Consider the following 23,885-nt stretch of genomic DNA (forward strand, 5'->3'; position numbering starts at 1 on the left):
TCAGGTGCGCTTGATCGCGAAGCTAGAAACGTAGGCATCCGGCTTCGACGGGTCGAACTCCTTGCCCATGACGCTGAACTTCGGATAGCCGCCGGTCTTGTCGTCCGGCACCGGCATGCCCAGTGCCTTCAACTGCTTCTTCGCGTCCGTCAGCAGGAACACCTTCTCGGCGATCTGCTTGTAGTTCACGTCGCCCTTGATGTAGCCCCAGCGCTTCATCTGGCTCAGCATCCACACGGCCATGCTCTGCCACGGCATCGGGTTGAAGTCAGCACGGTCGGGCACGACCTTCACGTTGCCCAAGCCGTCCGCGAACTTGCCGGTCAGCACCTGCGCAATGACAGTCTCCGGCTGGTTCAGGTAGGCCTGCGGCGCAATGACCTTGGCGATCAGCTCGCGGTTCTTGGCCTCGCGCGCCATCGCGGCCGCCGTCAGCACCGCGCGGTACAACGCAATGAAGGTATTCGGGTGCTTATGGATGAACTCGGTGCTCGTGCCAAAGGCGCAGCAAGGGTGGCCGTCCCACAACTCCTTGGTCAGGATGTGGATGAAGCCCACTTCCTCGAATACAGCGCGCTGGTTGAACGGGTCTGGGCCGAGGAAGCCGTCGATGTTGCCGGAGCGCAGGTTGGCCACCATCTCGGGCGGCGGCAAAACACGGATCTGAATGTCGCGATCCGGGTCCAGCCCCGCTTCGGCCACGTAGTAACGCAGCAGGAAGTTGTGCATCGAGTACTCGAACGGCACTGCGAACTTGAAACCCTTCCAGCTCTTCGGATCGCGCTTGTCCTTGTGCTTCACACTCAGCGTGATCGCCTGGCCGTTGGTGTTCTGGATGGTCGCCACGTTCATCGGCGTGGCCACCGAGCCCAGGCCCTGGCTGATCGCCAGCGGCATCGGCGACAGGAAGTGCGTGGCGTCGTACTCCTTGTTGATCATCTTGTCGCGGATCAACGCCCAGCCCGCCGTCTTGACCACCTCCACGTTCAGCCCCTGCTTGGCGTAGAAGCCGAGCGGGTGCGCCATGATCAGTGGCGTGGCGCAGGTGATGGGGATGAAGCCGATCTTCAGGTCCTTCTTCTCCAGCGCGCCCGTGGTGCCCTGAGCCATCGCCTGCAGCGACGCGACCGGCAGCACGCTGGAGATGGCGGCCATCGCCGTGTTGCGGCCCACGGCCTTCAGGAAGCGGCGACGCAACGCGTCCTGCGGGAACAACGCCTTCACGAGCGACGCTTCGATGAAGCCGGCCGACTCGGCCTCGAATTCAGACATGTCGCTGCGGGCGCGCAGCTCGGCGACGGCGTGGTCAGCGGGGCTGGCGTGCTGGCCGCAGGCGCAGCGCATCAGCAGGGGCCGGTCGGCGTCGTAGGGATCGTGGGTCATCGAGGGCTCCGTCACAGGATGGGAGCGACTCTAGGAACCGGGGCGCCGTCGCGGAATCGTGAGGGGCGGCGAGTTTTTGTAGGGGTGCAACTACGAGGGAGTTCCTTGAACTCGGCCGACGGGCGTAAGTGTTGAAGTAGCCTGTCGATCCAGCACTCGCTCCTTCGTCGTGATCGGCCCACCACAACGGAGCGTGCGATGCCCCGCCACCTGATCTCCTTCCACGAAGGCGCCCTGAGCCTCATCCCGGCCGCCGACTTCCCGGATGTCGGCCAAGCCGCCGCGGCCGCCATGCTGGAAGCCATCGACGCCGGCGTCTTCGTCTTCTGCGGAGCGCTGCTGGAGCCGCCGACCACGACCGTCGTGGCGACGGACGCCATGATCCCGCAAGGTCCCAGTCCGGCCCACAAAGACTCCATCGGCGGAATCACGGTCATCGGGGTGCCCAGCCGCGACGAAGCCCATCGCTGGGCCTCCAAGATCGCCGCCGGCTGCCGCTGTGCACAGGACGTGCGCGAGTTCATGCCGCTGCCACCCGCGGTCGAGGCGCGAATCAGACAACACTGACGCGGCGCCACCGCCCGGTCGGGCAGCATCCTCCACAAAGGAGACTGCTGCCATGATCGCCAACCTGCTGGGCCGCCTCGCGTTTGAACCGTTTTCCAAAGCCCTGCCTCAAATGGGCGACACCGAGCGCGCCGCGCTGGAGGCGGGCACCGTGGGCTTCGAGGGCGAACTGTTCGGTGGCAAGCCGGATTTCGACCGCCTGCTGGCCATGCCGCCGAACCGGCTGACTGCCGAGGAGCAGGCCTTCATCGACAACGACGTCGCCGAGCTGATCGCGATGCTGGACGACTTCGCCATCGACGAGGCGCGCGACCTGCCGCCCGAGGTCTGGCGCTTTTTGCGCGAGCGGCGCTTCTTCGGCATGATCATTCCGCGCGAGCACGGTGGGCTGGGGTTTGGCCACTACGCGCATGCGGCGGTCGTCACGCGCATCGCGACCGTCAACGTGGCCACGGCCGTCACGGTGATGGTGCCCAACTCGCTGGGCCCGGCCGAGCTGCTGCTGCGCTACGGCACCGACGCGCAGAGGACCCACTACCTGCCCCGGCTGGCGGACGGGCGCGACCTGCCCTGCTTCGGCCTGACGTCGCCGTACGCGGGGTCGGACGCCGCCTCCATTCCCGACACCGGCGTGCTGACCGAACGCGAGATCGATGGCCGGCGCGTGCGCGGCTTCGTCGTGCGCTTTGACAAGCGCTACATCACGCTGGCGCCCGTGGCCACCGTCGTGGGCCTGGCGTTCCAGGCGGTGGACCCGACCCGGCCCGAAGGCCAGCAGCAGTTGGGCATCACCTGCGCACTGATCCCGGTGCCCACGCCGGGCCTGCAGATCGGCCGCCGCCACCGGCCGATGGACTCGGCATTCATGAACGGCCCCCTCCACGGCGAGGACGTGTTCGTGCCGATGGACTGGATCATCGGCGGCGAACCGCAGGTGGGCCAGGGCTGGCGCATGCTGATGGAGTGCCTGGCAGCCGGCCGGGCGATCTCGCTGCCGGCGCTGGGCGCAGCCATGCAGCAGACCTCGCTCTATGTGATGACCGGCTACGGCCGCATCCGCGAGCAGTTCGGCCTGCCGATCTCGCGCTTCGAGGCCATTGCGGGGCTGATCGCCCGCACCGCCGCCGACCTGTACGCGTCGGACGCCGCGCGCCGCTACACGGCCGCGGCGCTGGATGCGGGCGAGCGGCCCAGCGTGGCCAGTGCCATCCTGAAAGTGCAGTTGACCGAAGCGGGCCGGCACGCCGTCATCACCGGCATGGACGTGCTGGGCGGCAAGGGCATCATCAGCGGGCCTAGCAACCTGCTGGGCGTGGCCTACCGGCAGGCGCCCATCGCCATCACGGTGGAAGGCGCTAACCTGTTGTCGCGGGCGCTGATCATCTTCGGCCAGGGCGCCGTGCGCTGCCATCCGCACGTGATGGACGAAATGGCCGCCGTGCAGGCCAAAGACGAAACCGCGCTGGGCCGCGCGCTGCTGAGCCACGTGGGCCATGTCATGCGCAACCTCGGCGCCAGCCTGTTCGGCGCGGGGCTGAAGGGCCAGGTGCCGTCGGGGCTGGAGAAGGAAGCGCGGCTGATCGCGCGCGTGTCGGCCAAGTACGCGCTGACGGCCGACCTGGCGATGGGGCTGCTGGGCGGCAAGCTCAAGCGCATGGAGCTGCTGTCCGCGCGGCTGGGCGACGTGCTGTCGCACCTGTACCTGGCCGCCTGCAGCGTGTGGCGCTTCAAGGTCGAGGCCGACGCGGCGATGCTGCCGTTCGCGCGCGCGGCCATCCGTTTCCAGCTCGAAGCGGCCGCCGCCACGCTGCGCGACCTGCACGCCAACCTGCCGTCGGGCGCGCTCAAGGCCGCATCGGCGCTGCTGCTGCACGGCACCCGCCACCTGGCACCGCTGCGCGACCGTGATCTCGTCGCGCTGGCCGAGGCGCTGCGCACGCAACCGGCGCTGGTCGCACGGCTGTGCCCCGACTTCACACCGCCCGCCACCGGAGGGCTGAGCGAACTGGCCGACGCGCTGCGGCTGGCCGATGTGCTGGGCGACGAGGTACCCGAGCTGAACCGCACGCTGCGGCGCACGAACTCGCTGCAGGCGGCTGCGACCCTGTCCCGCGACCCCGAGGCGGCGTTGGCCTACCTGCGCGCGGCCGACAAGGTCATCCAGGTGGACGACTTTCCTGCGAAGCCTCCGATCGACTCGCGCTAGGCTGGCGACTCTTGCGGACGCCATCATTCATGACCCATTCCTCCCCCCTCATCGACGTCGCCCCGCTGGGCATGCCCTGGGAGACGCTCGACCCGTTCCTGTTCTGCGTGCATCACGATGACGCCTACCCGCCCGGCAACGGCCGCCACGGGCCGGACCCGGCGCTGCTGAAGGGCCGCCAGATGGGCTCGGACTTCTCCGGCCAGGCCGGCTGGAGCATGTACCACGGCCAGCAGGTGCCGGGCTTCCCGGCCCACCCGCACCGCGGCTTCGAGACCGTCACCATCGTGCGCCAGGGCCGCATCGACCATGCCGACTCGCTGGGTGCTGCCGCACGCTTCGGCGGCGGGGACGTGCAGTGGCTGACGGCCGGCCAGGGCATCGTGCACGCCGAGATGTTCCCGCTGCTGAAGACGGACCAGCCCAACCCGCTGGAGCTGTTCCAAATCTGGCTGAACCTGCCGGCCGACAGCAAGATGGTAGCGCCGCATTTCACGATGTTCTGGTCGCAGGACATTCCCCGCCACCGCTTCGTGGACGCCGCCGGGCTCGCGACGGAGGTCGTCTGCATCGCGGGCGCGCTGCCCGTGCCGGGCGGCGTGACGCAGCCGCTGGCGCCGCCGCCGGACTCATGGGCCTCGCGCCTGCATGCGGACCTCGCCATCTGGACGCTGCGCCTGGCGCCCGGCGCGCAGTGGGTGCTGCCGGCCGCCACGGGCGACGGCACGCGCCGCAAGCTGTACTTCTTCGTCGGCTCGCGCATCACCGTGGACGGACACGCCGTGGCGGTGCGGCACTCGATGGAGGTGAAGGCCGGCACCGCCATCACGCTGGTCAATGAGGGCGAGGAGTCCGCCGAGCTGCTGATGCTGCAAGGCCGCCCCATCGGCGAGCCCGTGGCTCAGTACGGCCCCTTCGTCATGAACACCGAGCAGGAGCTGCGGCAGGCCTTCGAGGACTACCGCCGCACCGAGTTCGGCGGCTGGCCCTGGCCCGACTCGGCGCCGGTGCACGGCGACAGCGCCGACCGCTTCGCGCGGCATGCAGACGGCAGCACGGAGCGGTTCCCGGCGCAAGAGGGATGAGCCAGCCGGCCTCTGCGCCGGCTGGCACGGCTCAGCGGCCGACCGCCCTCGTGATCTGGACGTTCACCTCGCCCACGCCGGCAAACACATGCCGCGAGCGCTGGCCGATGCGGATGTCATGCACGCCGGTGATCATGCCGGTGGAGATCACGTCGCCCGCCTTCAGCGTCTGGCCTTGCTCGGCACGCTTGTTCAGCGTGAAGGCCAGCGCCCCCAGCGGGCCGGGCTTGATGGCGACCTTGCCGACGCCGACCGACTGGCCGTCGATGAAGGTCTCGACATCGATGGTTTCCAGCGACTGCCAGTTCGCGATTTCGGCTCCGACGACGACGCCCCAGTTGTTGCCGAAGTCGGAGATGACCGCCCCCGGGCCGATGTCGTTCAGCGTGGCCAGCGGGCTGCTGGCCACTTCGACGCCGATGTGCATGGACTTGACGAGAGGGGCCACGGTGTCAGCGGTCCAGTCGGCCTTGCCAGCGGGCTGGTCCTCCGCCACGACGATGACCACCTCGGCCTCGACGGCCGCGAAGCCGCCTTCGAAGACCGGGCAGATCGCCTCGGCGCCTGCCGCGACAGAGTGGACGTTGGGCGCAAACGCGGGGCCGATCAGGCGCTCCTCTGGGAACTGGGCGGCAAATGCCGGGTTCACGCGAGCGACCTTCCAGCCCTTGACGGCGTCGGGCCAGCGCGCAATCGCGGCGGCCTGGATGGCGTAGGCCTCGGCCAGCGTCGCCGGCGGCGTGCCGGGGTAGGCGTCGATGGCACGGCCGGCGGCGCGGGCGGTGGTAAAGGCTTCGGCGATGGCTTGGGTGGCGCTCATGGAATTCTTTCTGTGCGCCGGCCGGCGCGGTGAAACATGCGGCCGGCAATGTACCGCGCAAAAACGGAACGCGGTTTTACTTTTGTGGAAGTAGCTCTTGGCGCCCGCGCCTATCCCGCCTGCTCCGTGCGCACCGCAAACAGCGCCAGCTCCACGTCGTTGCGCACGCCGATCTTCTCCAGCACCCGGGCGCGGTAGGTGGACACGGTGTTGGGCGACAGCACCAGCTGCTCGGCAATCTCGCCGACGCTGCGGCCGGCGGCCAGCAGCTGGAATACCTGGTGCTCGCGGTGCGACAGCAGCTCGTCCAGCGGCTTGTCCGCGTCCCCGGCCTTGCTGCCACCGGCGCCCACCGCGCCGGCCAGCAGCTCGGCCACGCTGGGCGTGACGAACAGCTTGCCGCGTGCCACGCTGCGCACCGCGTCGATCATCTGCTCGCTGTCCGCGCTCTTGTTCAGGTAGCCGGCGGCACCAAGCTTCAGGCTGCGCACGGCGTACTGACGGTCGGGGTAGGTGGACAGCATCAGCACCGGCAGCTTGGGGAACTCGGACTTCAGCGCCTTCAGGATGTCCAACCCGTCGCGCTGCGGCATGGCGATGTCCAGCAGCACCACGTCGGGCGGCGCGGCGCGCACCTGCTGGATGGCCTCCGGCCCGTTGGCCGCCTCGCCGACGACGCGCAGATCGTCCGCCTCGGCCAGCACCTGCTTGATGCCCTGGCGGACGATGAGGTGGTCGTCGCAGATCAGCACGCGGATCATGTGGATTCCAAAGGCATGACGAGCCGCACGGTCGTCCCACGCCCCGGCGCGCTGTCGATGCCGATGCGACCGCCGAAGTGCGCCGCCCGCTCCCGCATGCCCAGCACGCCGTAGCTGCGTGCGTCGGTCAGGGCCGCGGGCGGCGCGCCCACGCCGTCGTCGCGCACCTGCAGGTACAGCACGGGCGCGGGCGGGGCGTCCACGTCGATGCGGATGGCCACGTGCTTCGCCCGCGCATGCCGGGCGACGTTGGACAGCACTTCCTGCAGGATGCGGAACACCGCGATAGCCAGTCCCCCCTCCGGCGGCGCCACGTTGGCGGCCACATGCATCTTGAAGTCCACCTGCCGCTCGTCGCTGCCGGCGAGCTGGAACTCCTGCGCCTGCCACTCCAGCGCGGCCCACAGGCCCTGGTGGTCCAGGATGCTGGGGCGCAAGTCCGTGATGATGCGGCCCACGGCGTCCACCGCCGTGTCCACCAGCCCGCCCATGCGCTGGCATTTGCCCACCATGCGCTCGCGCTGCACCGCATCACCCACGCGGCGGGCCAGCCAGTCGATGTCCATCTTCAGCGCCACCAGCAGCGAGCCCAGCTCGTCGTGGATCTCGCGGGCGATGCGCTTGCGCTCAGTCTCGCGCACCGCCTCCAGGTGGTGGGCGAGCTCGCGCAACTCGGCCGTGCGCTCGGCCACGCGCTGCTCCAGCTCGTCATGACTGGCACGCAGCAGCGCCTCGGCCCGGCGGCGCTCGGAGATGTCCACGAAGGTGACGACCGCGCCCTGCACCACGCCGTCCTCGATGACAGGGTAGCTCGAATACTCCGCCGGGAACGCGCTGCCGTCGGCCCGCCACAGCACCTCGTCCGCGATGCGGCAGGGCTCGCCGCGGCGGAAGGCGTTGAAGATGGGGCAGTCGCACTCGGGGTAGTGCGCGCCGGTCTCGCGAGAGTGGTGGATCAGCGCGTGCATGTTGCGGCCCAGCACCTCTTCGGTGCTCAAGCCCAGCTGATCGCAGGCGGCGCGATTCACGAAGGTGCACAAACCGTCCATGTCGATGCCGAATACCCCCTCGCCGGTGCTTTCCAGCAGCAGCGTGAGGCGGCGGTTGGCCTCCGCCGAAGCGGTGGGCGGGTCGGTCAGAGCGAACGGCATGCTCATGAGGTCAGCAAGGGCTGTGCCACGCTTTGGTGCATATCGAATAAGGAAATAAGCAAACTGTCGTTCCGCGAATAAGAGAGTTCGGGCACTCTCGCGGCCTTCGTGACAAACAGAAACGCCACGCCCATGTCTGCTTTCCTGTCTTCCCGCCGCGCTGCGCTGGCGCTCCTGGCCTCGGCCGCCTCGGTGACCACCCTGCCCGCGTTCGCTGCCGACCCGACGCTGCTGAACGTCTCGTACGACGTCGCCCGCGAGCTGTACAAACAGATCAACCCGGCATTCGTCGCCGCGCAGAAGGCCAAGGGCGTGAGCGTGACGGTCAACCAGAGCCACGGCGGCTCCAGCAAGCAGATCGGCGCCGTCATCGGCGGCCTGGAGGCCGACCTGGTGACGATGAACCAGGCCACCGACGTGGACCAGCTCGCCTCCAGCGGCCTGACCCCGGCCGACTGGCGCAGCCGCTTCCCGAACAACGCGGCGCCCTACTCGTCGACGATGACCTTCCTGGTGCGCAAGGGCAACCCCAAGGGCATCAAGGACTGGGCCGACCTGGCCCGCCCCGGCGTGCAGGTCATCATCCCCAACCCCAAGGTGACGGGCAACGGCCGCTACAGCTTCCTGGCCATCTGGGGCAGCGTGCTGGCCACTGGCGGCACCGAGGCGCAAGCGCGCGACCTGGCCACCAAGATCCTGACCAACGTGCCCGTGCTGGACGGCGGCGGCCGCGGCGCCACCACCACCTTCACGCAACGCGGCATCGGCGACGTGCTGGTGACCTTCGAGGCCGAGGTCGAGCTGATCGAGAACGAGTTCGGCAAGGGCAACTTCCAGCAGGTCAACCCCAGCATCTCCATCGAGACCGAGGCGCCCGTGGCGCTGGTCGACAAGGTCGCCGCCAAGAAGGGCACGGCCTCGCTGGCCAAGGCTTACCTGGACTTCCACTGGAGCCCGGAGGCCCAGGAAATCATCGCCAAGAACAACTTCCGCCCGCGCGACCCGGCCGTGTTCAAGAAGCATCAACAGCGCTTCGCCAACATCAAGCTGTTCACCGTCGAGCAGACGCTGGGCGGCTGGGCCAAGGTCAGCAAGACGCACTTTGCGGACGGCGGGACGTTTGACCAGATCATGGCTTCGATCAAACGTTGACCCCTCGCCTGGTCGCGCCGCGCTGAACACGGGCGCGCCCAGTCGGTCCTCCCAGGGACCGGCGATACGCGCGGCATCAAGCCGCGTGTACATAGCCAGACGGGCTGGCTTGGGAGCGGCCCGGCGCTGGGCCCGAAATGCAAGACAAATACCAATAACTCGATATGGCTTCGTTCTCTTTGGGACGACGGCGTGTGCTCCCCGGCTTCGCGCCGACGCTAGGCTTCACGCTGTTCTACCTGTCACTCATCGTGCTAGTACCGCTGGCCGCGGTGTTCCTGAAGTCGTCTGGCCATGGCTGGGACGCCTTCTGGGCCGCGGCCACATCGCCGCGTGTGATGGCCTCGTACAAGCTCAGCTTCGGTGCGTCGCTGATCGCGGCGGCGATCAATCTGGTCTTCGGCCTCATCCTGGCCTGGTGCATCGTGCGCTACGAGTTCCCGGGCAAGAAGCTGGTGGACGCGCTGATCGACCTGCCCTTTGCGCTGCCCACCGCCGTGGCCGGCATCGCACTGACGGCGCTGTACGCGCCCAACGGCTGGGTCGGCTCGCTGTTCGCGCCGGGCGGCGCGCTGGCGTTCCTGTTCGGCCCGGATGGCACCAAGATCGCCTTCACGCCGCTGGGCATCCTGCTGGCGCTGATCTTCATCGGCCTGCCCTTCATCGTGCGAACGGTGCAACCGGTGCTGGAGGACATGGAGACCGAACTAGAAGAAGCCGCGGCCTCATTGGGCGCGCAACGGTGGACGACTTTCCGCTACGTGGTGCTGCCCACGCTGCTGCCCGCGCTGCTGACCGGCTTTGCGCTGGCCTTCGCGCGCGCCGTGGGTGAATACGGCTCGGTGATCTTCATCGCCGGCAACATCCCCATGGTCAGCGAGATCACGCCGCTGATGATCATCTCCAAGCTGGAGCAGTACGACTACGTCGGCGCCACGGCCATCGCCACCGTCATGTTGATCGTCAGCTTCGTGCTGCTGCTCATCATCAACGGCCTGCAGGCCTGGACATCGAAACGAGGTGCACGATGAGCGCCGCACTCCATTTGGCGCCGGCACGCGCCAGAGCCAAGTACCAGGACAACCCCGCCACCCGAGAAACGCCGTTGGTGCGCTTCACGTTGCTGGCGCTGGGCCTGGGCTTCTTCGCCATCTTCCTGGTCCTGCCGCTGGTGGCCGTGTTCACCGAGGCGCTGCGCAAGGGGTGGGAGGTGTACTTCGCGTCGCTGGTCGACGAGGAGACCTTCTCAGCTATCAAGCTCACGCTGATCGCGGCGGCCATCGCCGTGCCGCTGAACCTCGCGTTCGGGCTGGCCGCCTCGTGGGCCATCGCCAAGCACGAGTTCCGCGGCAAGCAGTTGCTGATCACTTTCATCGACCTGCCCTTTTCCGTGTCTCCGGTCGTGGCCGGGCTGATGTATGTGCTGGTGTTCGGCGCCAACGGCTGGTTCGGACCATGGCTGCAAGCCAATGACGTGAAGATCATCTTCGCCGTGCCCGGCATCGTGCTGGCCACCGTGTTCGTGACCTTCCCGTTCGTGGCCCGCGAGCTGATCCCGCTGATGCAGGCTCAAGGGCGGGACGAGGAAGAGGCAGCCACCGTGCTAGGCGCCAGCGGCTGGCAGACCTTCCGCCGCGTCACGCTGCCCAACATCAAGTGGGGTCTGCTGTACGGCGTCATCCTCTGCAATGCGAGGGCGATGGGCGAGTTCGGCGCGGTGTCGGTCGTGTCCGGCCACATCCGCGGCCTGACCAACACGCTGCCGCTGCACGTCGAGATCCTCTACAACGAATACCAGTTCGCCGCCGCCTTCGCCGTGGCCTCGCTGCTCGCGCTGCTCGCGCTGGTGACGCTGGTGATCAAGCAATTCATCGAGTGGCGCGCCAGCCAGTCGCACGGGAACGAATGATGGGCATCCAGGTTCAGAACATTCACAAGAGCTTCGGCAACTTCACGGCGCTGGGCGACGTCTCGCTGGACTTTCCCACCGGCGAACTGGTCGCGCTGCTGGGCCCGTCGGGCTGCGGCAAGACGACGCTGCTGCGAATCATCGCCGGGCTGGAAACGGCCGACCGCGGCCGGGTGCTGCTGGACGGCCAGGACGCATCGGACACCCACGTGCGCGAGCGCCAGGTGGGCTTTGTCTTCCAGCACTACGCGCTGTTCCGCCACATGACGGTATTCGACAACGTCGCTTTCGGCCTGCGCGTGAAGCCCAAGAAGCAGCGCCTGCCGGAAGCCGAGATCAAGAAGCGCGTCACCGAGTTGCTCAAGCTCGTGCAGCTGGACTGGCTGGGCGACCGCTTCCCGCCGCAGCTGTCCGGCGGCCAACGCCAACGCATCGCGCTGGCCCGTGCGCTGGCCGTGGAGCCGCGCGTTCTGCTGCTGGACGAGCCTTTCGGCGCGCTGGACGCCAAGGTGCGCAAGGAGCTGCGCCGCTGGCTGCGCCGCCTGCACGACGAGCTGCACATCACCAGCATCTTCGTCACGCACGACCAGGACGAGGCACTGGAAGTGGCCGACCGCATCGTGCTGATGGACCACGGCCGCGTGGAGCAGGTCGGCACGCCGCAGGAGGTGTACGAGCGCCCGGCCACGCCGTTCGTCTACGGCTTCCTCGGCGCGGTGAACCGCTTCGTGGGGCACTCGCGCGGCGGCGTGCTGCATATCGGCGAGCACCAGCTGCCGCATGCAGGCGCGCATGGTGAGGGCGAGGTGCAGGCCTATGCCCGGCCGCACGAGCTGCAGATCATCACGGACGAATCAGCGCCGGGCTTGGCGGCCACCGTCGAGCGCGTGCTGTCCTTCGGCGCCAGCGCGCGGGTCGAGCTGATCGGCCCCGACGGCCAGCCGCTTGAAGCCGAGCTGACGCGCGATCAGGCCGAGAGCCTTCAGCTGCGTGGCGGCCAGCGTGTGAAGCTGAGTGCGGCGAAGCTGAGCTTGTTCGAAGCCGGCGCCGGCATCTGACCCGCAGCGAGGCGGTGGCCTCGCTGCGCGCTACAGCCGCGCCAGGTCGCGGTCCAGCGCCTCGCCGTCGAAGGGCACGACGATGATCTTGCTGCCGTGGCCGTTGCTGCCGGTCTGCGACTCCTTCGCGGTGTCGCACACCGCGAAGGTCACTGCCACGACATGGCCGCCCTCGATGACGACGCCCGGGCGCTCCAGCTTGTCCCAGTGGTTGGTCACGCCACTGGCGTAGCGGATGAACGGCGCACCGGGCTCGTAGGCCAGTCCCTGCGTCTTCCAGCCCTGGATGCCATCGCGGGAAATGAGGTGGTAGGCGCGACGCTCGCGCCAGTGGTTCACGATGATGTGAAACCAGCCGCCGCTGAACCAGACGACCGGGTCCTCGTAGGCCCGCATGTCCCGCTGGGGCACGCCTGCCACGCCGCGGTAGACGCTGTCGCCCATCACCCGGTAAGGGCCCAGGATGCCGCTCTTGCTGATCAACACCTGACCCGACCTCGGCACCACCTGGTACGCGCCGTCAGGCCGCAGCATCACGCTGAAGTTGGCCGGCTTGGCGTGAGGCGCGTCCGGGCGGTCGCGCAGCGCGACATCGCCGGGCGTCTTGACGAGCTGAAACTGGATCTGGTCGAAGCTCATGGTGCCCAGCGGCTGCCAGGGACCGTCTAGTGAGTCCGACACGAACACGTCGCCCGGCCGCGTCTCGCTGACCACCACGGCATAGCGTCCGTCGTACATGCGCAGCGCCGTGACGTTATGCCCCAGCCCGCCGAGGCTGTCGGGCCAGGTCAGGCCGGTGTCGCGGTACGGCCCGAACAGGTTTTTGCTGATCGCGCTGACCGCCAGAGAGCGGCCCCAGGCCTTGTGGCCCAGCGCCTGGTCCCAGCGGCTGGCGAACATGCGGTACTGGCCATCGGCGCCCTTGAGGATCTGGCCGTCCCAGTAGTTCCAGCGCGTCATATCGGGGTCTTCCAGCCCGTTGTCGGGGTCGCGGGGCCCCACCTCGCGGGCGCCCCAGACCGTATCCGACAGAGGCGCCGCCGGCATCGGCCTGAAATAGTCGATGAAGGGCTTGGGGCCCAGCGTGGGCACGGGCTCGGCGACCGCAGGCGCCTGTGCCCGGGCCGAACCAGCCAGCCAGGGCAGCGCGCCCACACCCACCAGCGCCGCGAGGGCGCTGCGCCTGTCAGAAATCCAGCTCATGCCTGTCCCCTTTGGAGTTGCACGGCGGCGGCATCGGGGCCGTCGCCGCGGCCGGATTGTGGTGGTGCGAACAGCGCCGGGCACGGCGGGCGGCCGTTCACGCCCCACTTGCTCAACACCTTGATCGCGACGCCTGCCGACCGGCCTTAGGCGAGCCGCGCATGTCGGCCTGCGAATCCCTTCGTTGCCCGATGCGTGGCGCGCTCACACACTGGGCCCGTCCACCACGAGAGGCCCCATGACCATCACCGCCATCAACGTCCGCAACCAGTTCCGCGGCACCATCAAGGAAATCATCGAAGGACCGGTCGTGTCCGAAGTCGACGTCGTCACCCGCAGCGGCGACATCGTCACCTCGGTCATCACCACGCGCTCCGTCAAGGACCTGGGCCTCGAAGTCGGCCGCGAGGTCGTCGCGCTGGTCAAGTCCACCGAGGTGTCCATCGCGACCCTTTGAAGAGTGCCAGGCCATGCCCTACACCCCGCCCCGCATCCTCATCATCCCTGGGCTTCACGACAGCGGCCCGGCGCACTGGCAGACCTGGCTGCAGGGCCAGTACCGCCACGCGCGTCGCGTCACGCAGCGCGATCCGAGCAGGCCCGAACTGGAGCGCTGGGCCGAGCGCATTCAACGCACGCTGGAGGTGGCCGAGACATCGGATGAACAGGGCGAGTGGCTGGCCGTGGCCCACAGCTTCGGCTGCCTCGCGCTGGCCCGGCATCTGGCCGACCACCCTGACTCGCCCATCCGCGAGGCCTTGCTGGTGGCGCCGGCCGAGCCCGACAGGTTCGGCATCGCCGAGTCCCTGCCCCACCAACGCCTGCCCCGCCGTGCACGCCTGCTGGCCAGCAGCAACGACCCGTGGATGAGCGCCGCGAGCGCCGCCCGCTGGGCGCACCGCTGGGGCGCGAGCTACAGCAACCTGGGCGCCGTGGGCCACATCAACGCCGAGGCAGGCTTCGGGCCATTGCCTGCGGCAAAGAGCTGGATCGAGGCGGCGCGGGCCCGCCACGCCGCCGAGCAGCGCCCACGCCATGCTGAGTTTCGTGAATGGGCGTTTGCGGTGTGACCCACTGCCAACGCCTGCGAACAGGCCTCCCAGGCTATCCGCCTCCAGAGGCCTTCTTCTTCAGCCGAGTGCCGACTTGAACGCCGCCAACGTCCGCTCCCACGCCAGCTGTGCGGCAGCCGGGTCATAGCGCGGCGTCGTGTCGTTGTTGAAGCCATGCTGTGTCCCGGCGTAGCTGAACATCTCGTAGCGCACGCCCGCCGCCTTCAGCGCGGCCTCGTAGGCCGGCCAGCTGGCGTTGACACGCTCGTCGTTGGCGGCGTAGTGCAACTGCAGATGCGCCTTGATGCGAGTCACGTCCTCGGCCGCAGGAGCGCCCCCGTAGAACGGCACGGCCACGGCGAGCTCGGGCACTTGCGTCGCCACGTGGCTGGACAGCGCGCCGCCCCAGCAGAAGCCGACAACGCCCAGCTTGCCGTTGGCGTCTGCGAGCGTCAGCAGTCCGCGTGCAGCAGCCACGATGTCGGCTCGCGCTTTGGCGGGATCGAGCTTGGCGAAAAGCGCACGCGCATCGTCCTCGTTGCCCGGATAGCCGCCCAACGGCGTCAACGCATCCGGCGCATAAGCCAGGTAGCCGGCCAGCGCGACGCGGCGGGCGATGTCCTCGATGTGCGGATTCAGCCCGCGGTTCTCGTGTACGACCAGCACGGCCGGCAGCTTGCCCGTCGCGTTGAACGGCTTGACCATGTAGCCCTGCACCTGGCCATTGCCGTCCGGCGACGGGAAGGCATGGCGACGCGTGGCCAGGCGAGCGTCGTCCGGCTTGACCTGCTGGGCGGCTGCGAAGTTCGGGCTCAGCGCGGCCAGCAGCGCCGCCGCACCCGCCGGGCCGCCCGCAAAGCGGGCCGCCTGATCCAGGAAGCCGCGCCGGCTCAGGTCGCCGTGCACATAGCGGTCGAACAACGGCCAAGCCTGTTCGGGGATGTCGGTCGGATTCGTCATCACGGTGCTCCTTATGCGGGGACTGGCCAACTGTAGGGGCATCGACCTGCAAGAACCGCATATCGATATCGCGATTCGTTCGACGACAGAAGGGCACGTCGTTCACAGAATCGGCCCGCATGAACTTCCAGCAGCTCCGTTCCGTCCGTGAGGCCCAGCGCCGCGGCTTCAACTTGACCGAGGTGGCGCAGGCGCTACACACGTCCCAGCCGGGCGTCAGCCGCCAGATCCGCGAGCTGGAAGAGGAACTGGGCATCGAGCTGTTCGTGCGTGTCGGCAAGCGGCTCACCGGCCTGACCGAGCCGGGCGAGCACGTCCTGCCCGTCATCGAGCGGCTGCTGCAGGAGGCCGAGAACCTGAAACGCGCGGCGGACGATTTTGCGCAGGCCGGCAGCGGGCGCCTGCGCATCGCCGCCACGCACAGCCAGGCACGCTATGCGCTGCCGCCCGCGGTGCGGGACTTCCGTGCCCATCACCCGGACGTCAGCCTGCACCTGCAGCAGGGCTCGCCGCAGCAGATCGCGCGCTTGCTGCTAGACGGCGAGGCCGACGTGGGCATCGCCACCGAGGCGCTTGCCGAGTACCCCGAGCTCATCGCGCTGCCCTGCTACCGCTGGACGCACTCGGTTGTCGTGCCGCCGGGGCACCCGCTGCTGGAAGGCCCGCTGACGCTGGCGCGCCTGGCGCAGTTCCCCATCATCACGTACGAGCCCGGCTACACCGGCCGCTCGCACATCGACGCGGCATTTGCGACGGCGCAACTGCAGCCGCACATCGTGCTGAGCGCGATGGACGCCGACGTGATCAAGACCTACGTGGAGCTGGGCCTGGGCGTGGGTATCGTCGCGGCCATCGCGTTCGACGAGGACCGCGACCGCCACCTGCGCGCAATGGATGCCCGCCATCTGTTCGAAGACAACATGACCCGCCTGGCCGTGCGCCGCAGCGCCTACCTGCGCGACTACGTGTACGCGTTCATCCAGACCTTCGCGTCGCCCTTGAGGCGCGAGGTGGTCGATGCGGCCCGGCACGAAGCCACGCAAGACAGCCCTGCCGCTGACACCGCACTGGCCTGGGCCCAGGCCGCATGAGCAAACACGTTCTTCTTCGTTAACCGCATTGCCTCCGCTCCCTAGAGTGACCGATTCCTCCCTAACTTGAAAACCATGCGTCGCATCCTCACTGCCCTCTCCCTCGCCCTGGCTGCCGGTGCAGCCTTCGCCCAGACCACGCTGCTGAACGTGTCCTACGACCCGACGCGCGAGCTGTACCAGGACTTCAACAAGGCCTTCGCGGCCCACTGGAAGGCCAAGACCGGCGAGACCATCACCATCAAGGCGTCGCACGGCGGTTCGGGCAAGCAGGCCCGCTCGGTCATCGACGGGCTGCAAGCCGACGTGCTGACGCTTGCACTGGCCTATGACATCGACGCCGTGGCCGACCACAAGCTGCTGCCGCTGGATTGGCAAAAGCGCCTGCCGCAGAACGCGTCGCCCTACACGTCCACCATCGTGTTCCTGGTGCGCAAGGGCAACCCCAAGGGCATCAAGGACTGGAACGACCTGGCCAAGTCGGGCGTCGAAGTCATCACGCCCAACCCCAAGACGAGCGGCGGTGCGCGCTGGAACTACTTGGCGGCCTGGGGCTACACGCTGAAGAACGGCGGCACGCCGGCGCAGGCGCAGGACTTCGTCAAGCGCATCTACCTGAACACCAAGGTGCTGGACTCCGGTGCCCGCGGCTCCACGACGACCTTCGTCGAGCGCGGCATCGGCGATGTGCTGATCGCGTGGGAGAACGAAGCCTTCCTGGCCGTCAAGGAACTGGGCCCGGAGAAGTTCGAGATCGTCACGCCGTCGCTGTCCATCCTGGCCGAGCCGCCGGTGACGGTGGTCGACAAGGTCGTCGACAAGCGTGGCACCCGCAAGCAGGCCCAGGCCTACCTGGAGTTCCTGTACGGCCCCGAAGGCCAGGAGTTGGCTGCGCAGAATTACTACCGCCCACGTGACCCCAAGGTCGCGGCCAAGTACGCGAAGACCTTCCAGCCGGTCAAGCTGTTCACGCTGGGCGAGCTGTTCGGCGACTGGCGTCAGGTGCAGAAGACCCACTTCGACGACGGCGGCGTGTTCGACAAGATCTACACGCCGGGCGCGAAGTAACACCCCGAGACGTGAAGTCTTGTTGCGCCAGCCTGTACCGGCTCGACAGGAGGCACCGGGCGGCGTCATCATGGCGCCGCCATGAGAAACCTCGCGCTTTCCGCTGCCCTCGTGCTGGCCCTTGCCGGCTGCGCCACGACGAACGGCGCCCCGGGCCCGTCGGCTCATGACGCTGCTCGGGACACCCTGTGGCTGGATCGCCTGGCCTGGGGCGCCAGCAGCACGGACCTCGCCGCCGTGCGCGCCCGTGGGCGCGATGCCTGGCTGGACGCGCAGCTCCAACCCCACACCCCCGCCGTGCTGCCCGAGGCAGCGCAGGCCCAGATCCGGGCGCTGACGATCAGCCAGCAACCGCTGCTGCCGCTGGTGCAGAAGATGGAGGCCCAGCGCAAAGCTGCCGACGCCGTGACGGACGACATGGCCAAGGCGGACGCTCAGAAGGCCTACCAGCAAGCCCTGACCCTGCTGGCCCGCGAAGCCTCTGCCCGCGCGCTACTGCAGGCGCTGTACTCGCCCCAGCAGGTCCAGGAGCAGATGACCTGGTTCTGGTTCAACCACTTCAACGTCCACCAGTACAAGAGCAACCTGCGGGTGATGGTGGGCGACTACGAGCAGGGCCTGCGCGAGCGCTCGCTGGGGCGGTTCCGCGATCTGCTGGGCTACACGGCGCGGCACCCGGCCATGCTGCGGTACCTGGACAACGAGCAGAACGCCGCCAACCGCATCAACGAGAACTACGCGCGCGAGTTGCTGGAGCTGCACACGCTGGGCGTGGGTGGTGGCTACTCGCAACGTGACGTGCAGGAACTCGCCCGCGTGCTGACCGGTCTGGGCGTCAACCTGACGGACAACAAGCCCAAGCTGAAACCCGCCCAGGAAGCCCAGTACCGCCGCGACGGGCTGACCGAGTTCAACCCGGCGCGGCACGACTTCGGCGAAAAGCAGCTGCTGGGCCTGACCGTGAAAGGTGACGGCTATGCGGAGCTGGACCAGGTGCTGGATGCGCTGGCCCGACACCCCAGAACCGCACGCTTCGTGTCGCGCAAGATCGCGCAGTACTTCGTTGCCGATGAGCCACCGCCGCTGCTGGTCGAGCGCATGGCCGAGCGCTGGCGGCAGAGCGACGGGCGGATCGCCGACGTGCTGCGCACGATGGTCGCGTCGCCCGAGTTCGAGGCCTCGCTGGGCCGCAAGTTCAAGGACCCGACGCACTACGTCGTGTCCGCCGTGCGGCTGGCCTACCCCGACCGCGTGGTGCTGAACACCGGCCCCATGATCGGCTGGCTGTACCGCCTGGGCCAGGCACCCTACAACCGCCAGACGCCCGACGGCTACCCGATGGACGAGAACGCCTGGGCGGGCCCGGGACAGATGACGACGCGCTTCGATATCGCGCGTGCCATCGGCAGCGGCAGCGCGGGGCTGTTCAAGGTGGAAGGCGAGAAGCAGGACCGCCCCGCCTTCCCGCAGCTGGCCAACCCGCTGTACTACGACGGCATCCAGCCCCGGCTGGCCGCCGCCACGCGCCAGGCCCTGGGCCAGGCCGCCTCGCCGCAGGAATGGAACACCTTCCTGCTGTCCGCCCCCGAATTCATGGTCAGGTGATGCGATGAAACGCCGTCATGTCCTCGCCCTCGGTGCCGCCTGCGGCCTGGCCACGCTGCCCGGCGCCCGCCTGTGGGCCGCGCCGTCCACCGATGCGCCGCGCCTGCTCGTCGTGTTCCTGCGCGGCGCGTATGACGCGGCCAACCTGCTGGTGCCGACCTCGTCCAGCTTCTATTACGAAGCCCGGCCCAACATCGCGATCCCGAAGTCCGCCGCGCTGGCGCTGGACTCGGATTGGGGCCTGGCGCCCGCGCTGGCGGAGAGCATCCATCCGCTGTGGCTGAAGCAACAGGTCGCCTTCGTGCCCTTTGCCGGCAGCAACGACACGTCGCGCAGCCACTTCGAGACCCAGGACCACATCGAGCTGGGCCAGCCGGACGACCGCAGCCCGGGCTCCCGCGATTTCCGCAGCGGCTTCTTGAACCGGCTGGCCGGCGTCATCGGCGCCGAGCAGCCGACGCGCTCGCGGTTGGAGGCCATGGCCTTCACCGACCAGGTGCCACTGATCCTGCGCGGCGACCGCCCCGTGGCCAACCAGGCGTTGCGCGACCTCGGCAAGCCCGCCATCAGCGCCGCGCAGGCGCAGACCATCGCCGGCATGTACGCCGGCACGCGTTTCGCGGGCACGGTCAGCGGCGGCTTCGAGGTGCGCCAGGAGGTCAGCCGCGAGATGGCAGGTGAGATGGAGGCCGCCAGCCGCGGCGCCATCGCGGCCAAGGGCTTCGCGCTGGAGGCCCGCCGCGTCGCGCGGCTGATGCGCGAACGCGTGACGCTGGGCTTCATCGACGTGGGCGGCTGGGACACGCACGTGGGCCAGGGCGGCGCCACGGGCCAACTGGCCAACAAGCTGGGCGAACTGGGCAAGGGCCTGGCGCTGTTCGCCGACGAGATGGGGCCGCAATGGGGCAACACCGTCGTGGTGGTGGTCAGCGAGTTCGGCCGCACCTTCCGCGAGAACGGCAACCGCGGCACCGACCACGGCCACGGCAGCGCCTACTGGGTGCTGGGGGGCGGCGTGAAGGGCGGTCGCATCGCAGGCGAACAGCAGCAGGTCAACGCGGCCACGCTGCATCAGATGCGCGATTACCCGGTGCTCAACGAATACCGGGCACTCTTCGGCGGCCTGTTCCAGCGCATGTACGGGCTGAACGAAGCGCAGCTGGCGCAGGTGTTCCCTGGCGCCAGCTCACGCGACCTGGGCCTGGTCTGAACCGCGTCAGGCGTTCTTGACCCAGCGGTCCACGACCGCCTTCACGCGCTCGCCGAAGGCCTTGGCCGTGGCGATGTCGCCCGGCACCATCTCTTCGGCCGAGGCGTCGCTGGGCGTCTGCGTGATGAGGCCCGCATAGCCGCCCAAATTGTTGATGTCGTCACGCGTGGCGGCCTTGTGGTTGGGCGCCTTCATGCCCATGCCGACCCAGATCATGCCGTGCTGCTGGCTCAGCGTGTGCAGGTACTGGATGGTGCCCTGCTTGTCGCCGTTCAGCGTGGCGGAGTTGGTGAAGCCGGCGGCGATCTTGTCCTTCCAGACCTGGGCGTACCAGGGCTTGCTGCTGGCGTCGGCGAACTTCTTGAACTGCCAGCTCGGGCCGCCCATGTAAGTCGGTGTGCCGAAGATGACGCCATCGGCGGCGGCCAGCGTGGCCCAGTCGGCCTCGGTGATGTTGCCCTCCGCGTCGATGGCGATCAGCTGCGCGCCGGCAGCGCCGGCGACGGCTTCCGCAACCTTCTTCGTGTGGCCGTAGCCGGAGTGGTAAAGGACAATGATCTTGCTCATGGGGAACTTCCTTCTTCGGGGTTGGAAAGGATCGGTCAGGCGGCCAGGTCGAACACCAGCACCTCAGCGTCGACCCCTGCCTTCAAGGCAACGCTGGATGCATCACGGACTTGCAGGGCATCACCGGCCGTCAGGTCTTGACCGTTGACGTTAAGCGAACCGCGCACCAGATGGATATAGGCCAGACGGCCGGGTGCAATATCCACTTCGGCGGCTTCCGCGCCGTCGAAAAGACCGGCATACAGGCGCGCGTCGGCGTGAATGGTCACGGCGCCCTTCGCTTCAGCCTCGCCGTCGTTGGCCGCCACCAGGCGCAGCTTGCCACGCTTGGAAGCCGTGTCGAAGTGCTTCTGCTCGTAGCTGGGTGCGATACCCCGCTCGTCCGGCATGATCCAGATCTGCAGGAAGTGGGTCGTCTGGTCCTTGGCATGGTTGAACTCGCTGTGCATAACGCCCGTGCCCGCGCTCATGCGCTGCACGTCGCCCGGACGGATGACGCCGGCCGACTTCCCGTTTTCCACGCCGCCCGCCTCGCCGTTGCCCATGCTGTCCTTGTGGGCCAGTTCGCCGGACAGCACGTAGCTGATGATCTCCATGTCGCGGTGGCCGTGCGTGCCGAAGCCGCGGCCCGGGGCGACCCTGTCCTCGTTGATGACACGCAGCGCACCGAAGCCCATGCGGGCCGGATCGTAATAGTCGGCGAACGAGAAGCTGTGGAAGGACTTCAGCCAGCCGTGGTCTGCGTAGCCGCGGTCGCTGGACTTGATCAGTTGGGTGGTCATGCAGTACTCCTTGGTTTGCTGTCGATAGAGTCAATGTAGGAGCCGCCCCCACCTCCATCGACAAGCGGTCCTGAGGACATCATTCAAATAGACTGAACGCATGTCGAATCCCCAAGACAAGCGCCGCGCGCTGACGCCAGAAGCCCTGTCCATGATGGACACCATCGCCCGCACCGGCAGCTTCGCCGCCGCCGCCCGTGAGATGGGCCGCGTGCCGTCGGCGCTGACGTACTCGGTGCGCCAGCTGGAAGACGCGCTGGACGTGCTGCTGTTCGACCGCAGCTCGCGCCAGGCCGTGCTGACGGCGGCCGGCCAGGAGCTGCTGATGCAGGGCCGGCGGCTGCTGCAGGAGCTGGACGCCGTGGCCAACCGCGTGCGCCGCATCGCCACCGGCTGGGAGAGCGAGCTGACCATTGCTGTGGACGACGCCGTCGCGCGCCGCGCGCTGTTCGACCTGATGGAAGCCTTCTACGCTGAGAAGACCGACGACGGCAGCCCGCCGCCGACGCGGCTGAAGCTGCGTGTGGAGGTGTTGGCCGGCACCTGGGAGGCCTTGCTGCATGGCCAGGCCGACATCGCCATCGGCGTGCCGGCGCAGCTGCAGACCAGCAAGGTCCTCTGCGAACTGGGCGGTGAGCTGGAGTTCGCGTTCTGCGTGGCGCCGCACCACCCGCTGGCCGAGCTGCCGGAGCCGCTGAGCGCCAGCCAGATCGCCGAGCACCGCATCATCGCCGTGGCCGACAGCGCCAGGCTGATGGCGCCGCTGACGGTGGGCATGCTGCCAGGCCAGGACGTGCTGACCGTGCCGTCGCTGGCCACCAAGCTGGAGGCCATGCTGCGCGGACTGGGCTGCGGCTCGCTGCCGGCGCCCATGGTGCGCCGCCACGTCGAGGCGGGCCGACTGGTGCGCAAGGCCACCTACGAAGGCCGCCGCGCCAGCGCCATGCACTACGCCTGGCGCGACACCGACCACGCGCCCGGCAACGCGCTGGCCTGGTGGCTCACGCGGCTGCGCAACGAGACGACACGCAAGGCGCTGCTGGAGCAGCACGAAGGCCTTCTTCTGTGATCGCTGCTCTCTGATGGCTGCCTACCGAGGTCGTTTTGCGCCCTCGCCCACCGGCCCGTTGCACGACGGCTCGCTGGTCGCCGCGCTGGCCAGCTGGCTGGACGCCCGCGCCCACGGCGGCCAGTGGCTGGTGCGCATCGAAGACGTGGACGGCCCGCGCTGCCAGGCGGGCACCGGCGAGCTCATCCTCGGGCAGCTCGCGGCGCTGGGCCTGGTGCCGGACGAGCCGCCCGCCTGGCAGTCGCAGCGCGGCACGCTGTATCAGGCGGCGCTGAAGCGGCTCATCGCGTCCGGCCACGCCTATGGCTGCGCCTGCACGCGCGCCGAGATCGCCGCCGCCGCAGGCCCGCGCCCCAAGCATGGCGAGCTGATCTATCCCGGCACCTGCCGCCACGGCACGAACGGCCGCCCGGTTCGCGCCTGGCGCTTTCGCGTCGACGGCTGCGTGCACTGGCAGGACCGCCGGCTGGGCGCGCAGTCGCAGGACCTCGAAACGGAAGTCGGCGACTTCGTGCTGAAGCGCGCGGACGGCCTGTGGGCCTACCAGCTCGCGGTCGTCGTGGACGATGCGGCGCAAGGCATCACCGATGTCGTGCGGGGCGAAGACCTGGCCGACAACACGCCGCGCCAGATCGCGCTGCAACGGGCCTTGGGCCTGCCCAAGCCGCGCTACCTGCACACGCCGCTGGTGCTGGCGGCGGATGGGCACAAGCTGTCCAAGCAGAACGGCGCCGCCGCCATCGACCTGGGCGACCCGCCGGCACGTCTGCGCGAGGCCTTGCGCCATCTGGGTCTGCACCTCGACAGCGGCTCGCCGACCGCGGCCGAGCTGCTGGCAGCCGCTGCGCGGCAATGGCCGCAGGGCGTGTGAAACGACCGGCCTCCTCTAGACTGCCGACATGAACCTCAAGATCGTCGTCTACTCCAAGTCCGCCTGCCCTCAATGCGACACGGTGAAGAGCCTGCTGAAGGCCCGCAACCTGGGCTTCGAAGAGATCCAGATCGAAGACGAGGACGCGCGCAAGGCGTTTTACGAAAAGTGCGGCCCGTCGGTTCGCTCGATGCCGCAGGTTTTCATCAACGACCAGCGCGTGGGAGGCGTGGCCGGCGTCCAGGCCGCACTCGCGCAGCTGAAGGTCTGAGCATGAGTTGAGCACAGGCGGGCGCTCAGCCCACCCGTGCCGCC

General features: G+C 68.5%; 24 protein-coding genes. 16 read left to right on the top strand and 8 right to left on the bottom strand.

Annotated features, from left to right (window positions below; all coding sequences use genetic code 11):
- A complete protein-coding gene (locus ACG02S_RS06710; protein ID WP_394469667.1) occupies window positions 1-1,383 on the bottom strand; it encodes a CmpA/NrtA family ABC transporter substrate-binding protein in 1,383 nt (460 codons plus the stop codon).
- 198 nt (window positions 1,384-1,581) lie between these two features.
- On the opposite strand from ACG02S_RS06710, the gene ACG02S_RS06715 reads away from it, so the two are divergent.
- From ACG02S_RS06715 to ACG02S_RS06725, 3 genes are read left to right on the top strand one after another with little or no spacing between them, the layout of a single operon-like run.
- A complete protein-coding gene (locus ACG02S_RS06715; protein ID WP_394469668.1) occupies window positions 1,582-1,950 on the top strand; it encodes a YciI family protein in 369 nt (122 codons plus the stop codon).
- Between the two features lie 52 nt (window positions 1,951-2,002).
- Window positions 2,003-4,156 (top strand): acyl-CoA dehydrogenase, encoded by a 2,154-nt coding sequence (locus ACG02S_RS06720; protein WP_394469669.1) that lies wholly within the window; start codon window positions 2,003-2,005, stop codon window positions 4,154-4,156.
- Between the two features lie 29 nt (window positions 4,157-4,185).
- The gene (locus ACG02S_RS06725; RefSeq protein ID WP_394469670.1) at window positions 4,186-5,241 is read left to right on the top strand and encodes a pirin family protein; all 1,056 of its coding nucleotides are present in this window, start codon (window positions 4,186-4,188) and stop codon (window positions 5,239-5,241) included.
- Window positions 5,242-5,272: 31 nt separating this feature from the next.
- Here the strand turns inward: ACG02S_RS06725 and ACG02S_RS06730 are convergent, their stop codons facing one another.
- The 3 genes from ACG02S_RS06730 to ACG02S_RS06740 all read right to left on the bottom strand — a co-directional run bounded on the left by ACG02S_RS06730 (window position 5,273) and on the right by ACG02S_RS06740 (window position 7,973).
- Window positions 5,273-6,061 (bottom strand): hypothetical protein, encoded by a 789-nt coding sequence (locus ACG02S_RS06730; protein ID WP_394469671.1) that lies wholly within the window; start codon window positions 6,059-6,061, stop codon window positions 5,273-5,275.
- A 110-nt stretch (window positions 6,062-6,171) separates the two neighbouring features.
- Complete coding sequence (locus ACG02S_RS06735) at window positions 6,172-6,822, bottom strand: response regulator (RefSeq protein WP_394469672.1); 651 nt, start codon at window positions 6,820-6,822, stop codon at window positions 6,172-6,174.
- Entirely contained in the window at window positions 6,819-7,973 is a 1,155-nt protein-coding gene (locus ACG02S_RS06740; protein ID WP_394469673.1) for a sensor histidine kinase, read from the bottom strand. Before ACG02S_RS06740 ends, ACG02S_RS06735 begins: the two co-directional genes overlap by 4 nt.
- Window positions 7,974-8,105: 132 nt before the next feature.
- Here ACG02S_RS06740 and ACG02S_RS06745 point away from each other — a divergent pair, with 132 nt between their 5' ends.
- From ACG02S_RS06745 to ACG02S_RS06760, 4 genes are all read left to right on the top strand, one after another.
- The gene (locus tag ACG02S_RS06745) at window positions 8,106-9,125 is read left to right on the top strand and encodes a sulfate ABC transporter substrate-binding protein (RefSeq protein WP_394469674.1); all 1,020 of its coding nucleotides are present in this window, start codon (window positions 8,106-8,108) and stop codon (window positions 9,123-9,125) included.
- Window positions 9,126-9,289: 164 nt separating this feature from the next.
- Complete coding sequence (cysT, locus tag ACG02S_RS06750) at window positions 9,290-10,156, top strand: sulfate ABC transporter permease subunit CysT (protein ID WP_394469675.1); 867 nt, start codon at window positions 9,290-9,292, stop codon at window positions 10,154-10,156.
- Window positions 10,153-11,034, top strand: a complete 882-nt coding sequence (gene cysW / locus ACG02S_RS06755; RefSeq protein ID WP_394469676.1) for a sulfate ABC transporter permease subunit CysW — start codon at window positions 10,153-10,155, stop codon at window positions 11,032-11,034. The genes cysT and cysW overlap by 4 nt, the downstream gene beginning before the upstream one ends.
- Window positions 11,034-12,092 carry a sulfate/molybdate ABC transporter ATP-binding protein gene (locus ACG02S_RS06760; protein WP_394469677.1) on the top strand — a complete coding sequence of 353 codons (1,059 nt, stop codon included), beginning with the start codon at window positions 11,034-11,036 and terminating at the stop codon, window positions 12,090-12,092. The genes cysW and ACG02S_RS06760 overlap by 1 nt, the downstream gene beginning before the upstream one ends.
- 30 nt (window positions 12,093-12,122) lie before the next feature.
- On the opposite strand, the gene ACG02S_RS06765 is transcribed toward ACG02S_RS06760, so the two are convergent.
- Window positions 12,123-13,295 (bottom strand): glycoside hydrolase family protein, encoded by a 1,173-nt coding sequence (locus ACG02S_RS06765; protein ID WP_394469678.1) that lies wholly within the window; start codon window positions 13,293-13,295, stop codon window positions 12,123-12,125.
- A gap of 238 nt (window positions 13,296-13,533) precedes the next feature.
- On the opposite strand from ACG02S_RS06765, the gene ACG02S_RS06770 reads away from it, so the two are divergent.
- Complete coding sequence (locus ACG02S_RS06770; protein WP_268169153.1) at window positions 13,534-13,752, top strand: TOBE domain-containing protein; 219 nt, start codon at window positions 13,534-13,536, stop codon at window positions 13,750-13,752.
- Window positions 13,753-13,765: 13 nt separating this feature from the next.
- The gene (locus tag ACG02S_RS06775) at window positions 13,766-14,365 is read left to right on the top strand and encodes an RBBP9/YdeN family alpha/beta hydrolase (protein ID WP_394469679.1); all 600 of its coding nucleotides are present in this window, start codon (window positions 13,766-13,768) and stop codon (window positions 14,363-14,365) included.
- 60 nt (window positions 14,366-14,425) lie between these two features.
- Here the strand turns inward: ACG02S_RS06775 and ACG02S_RS06780 are convergent, their stop codons facing one another.
- Window positions 14,426-15,307, bottom strand: coding sequence for a dienelactone hydrolase family protein (locus tag ACG02S_RS06780; protein WP_394469680.1), 882 nt, complete (start codon window positions 15,305-15,307; stop codon window positions 14,426-14,428).
- 119 nt (window positions 15,308-15,426) lie between these two features.
- On the opposite strand from ACG02S_RS06780, the gene ACG02S_RS06785 reads away from it, so the two are divergent.
- From ACG02S_RS06785 to ACG02S_RS06800, 4 genes are all read left to right on the top strand, one after another.
- Window positions 15,427-16,398, top strand: coding sequence for a CysB family HTH-type transcriptional regulator (locus ACG02S_RS06785; protein WP_394469681.1), 972 nt, complete (start codon window positions 15,427-15,429; stop codon window positions 16,396-16,398).
- Window positions 16,399-16,473: 75 nt separating this feature from the next.
- Window positions 16,474-17,466 (top strand): sulfate ABC transporter substrate-binding protein, encoded by a 993-nt coding sequence (locus ACG02S_RS06790; RefSeq protein WP_394469682.1) that lies wholly within the window; start codon window positions 16,474-16,476, stop codon window positions 17,464-17,466.
- A gap of 81 nt (window positions 17,467-17,547) precedes the next feature.
- Window positions 17,548-19,071, top strand: coding sequence for a DUF1800 domain-containing protein (locus ACG02S_RS06795; RefSeq protein WP_394469683.1), 1,524 nt, complete (start codon window positions 17,548-17,550; stop codon window positions 19,069-19,071).
- Between the two features lie 4 nt (window positions 19,072-19,075).
- Complete coding sequence (locus ACG02S_RS06800; protein WP_394469684.1) at window positions 19,076-20,281, top strand: DUF1501 domain-containing protein; 1,206 nt, start codon at window positions 19,076-19,078, stop codon at window positions 20,279-20,281.
- Between the two features lie 6 nt (window positions 20,282-20,287).
- On the opposite strand, the gene ACG02S_RS06805 is transcribed toward ACG02S_RS06800, so the two are convergent.
- Window positions 20,288-20,848, bottom strand: a complete 561-nt coding sequence (locus tag ACG02S_RS06805; protein ID WP_394469685.1) for a flavodoxin family protein — start codon at window positions 20,846-20,848, stop codon at window positions 20,288-20,290.
- A 35-nt stretch (window positions 20,849-20,883) separates the two neighbouring features.
- Window positions 20,884-21,630: a pirin family protein gene (locus tag ACG02S_RS06810; RefSeq protein WP_394469686.1), complete on the bottom strand. Its 747-nt coding sequence runs from the start codon at window positions 21,628-21,630 to the stop codon at window positions 20,884-20,886.
- A gap of 100 nt (window positions 21,631-21,730) precedes the next feature.
- Between ACG02S_RS06810 and ACG02S_RS06815 the strand changes: the two genes are divergently transcribed.
- From ACG02S_RS06815 to ACG02S_RS06825, 3 genes are read left to right on the top strand one after another with little or no spacing between them, the layout of a single operon-like run.
- A complete protein-coding gene (locus ACG02S_RS06815; protein WP_394469687.1) occupies window positions 21,731-22,699 on the top strand; it encodes a LysR family transcriptional regulator in 969 nt (322 codons plus the stop codon).
- A 13-nt stretch (window positions 22,700-22,712) separates the two neighbouring features.
- On the top strand, window positions 22,713-23,570 hold the full coding sequence (gene gluQRS, locus ACG02S_RS06820; RefSeq protein ID WP_394469688.1) for a tRNA glutamyl-Q(34) synthetase GluQRS: 858 nt from the start codon (window positions 22,713-22,715) through the stop codon (window positions 23,568-23,570).
- A gap of 28 nt (window positions 23,571-23,598) precedes the next feature.
- Complete coding sequence (locus tag ACG02S_RS06825; protein WP_394469689.1) at window positions 23,599-23,841, top strand: glutaredoxin family protein; 243 nt, start codon at window positions 23,599-23,601, stop codon at window positions 23,839-23,841.
- Window positions 23,842-23,885 lie beyond the last annotated feature (44 nt).

Source organism: Pelomonas dachongensis (assembly GCF_043555865.1).
Lineage (GTDB): Bacteria > Pseudomonadota > Gammaproteobacteria > Burkholderiales > Burkholderiaceae_C > Pelomonas > Pelomonas dachongensis.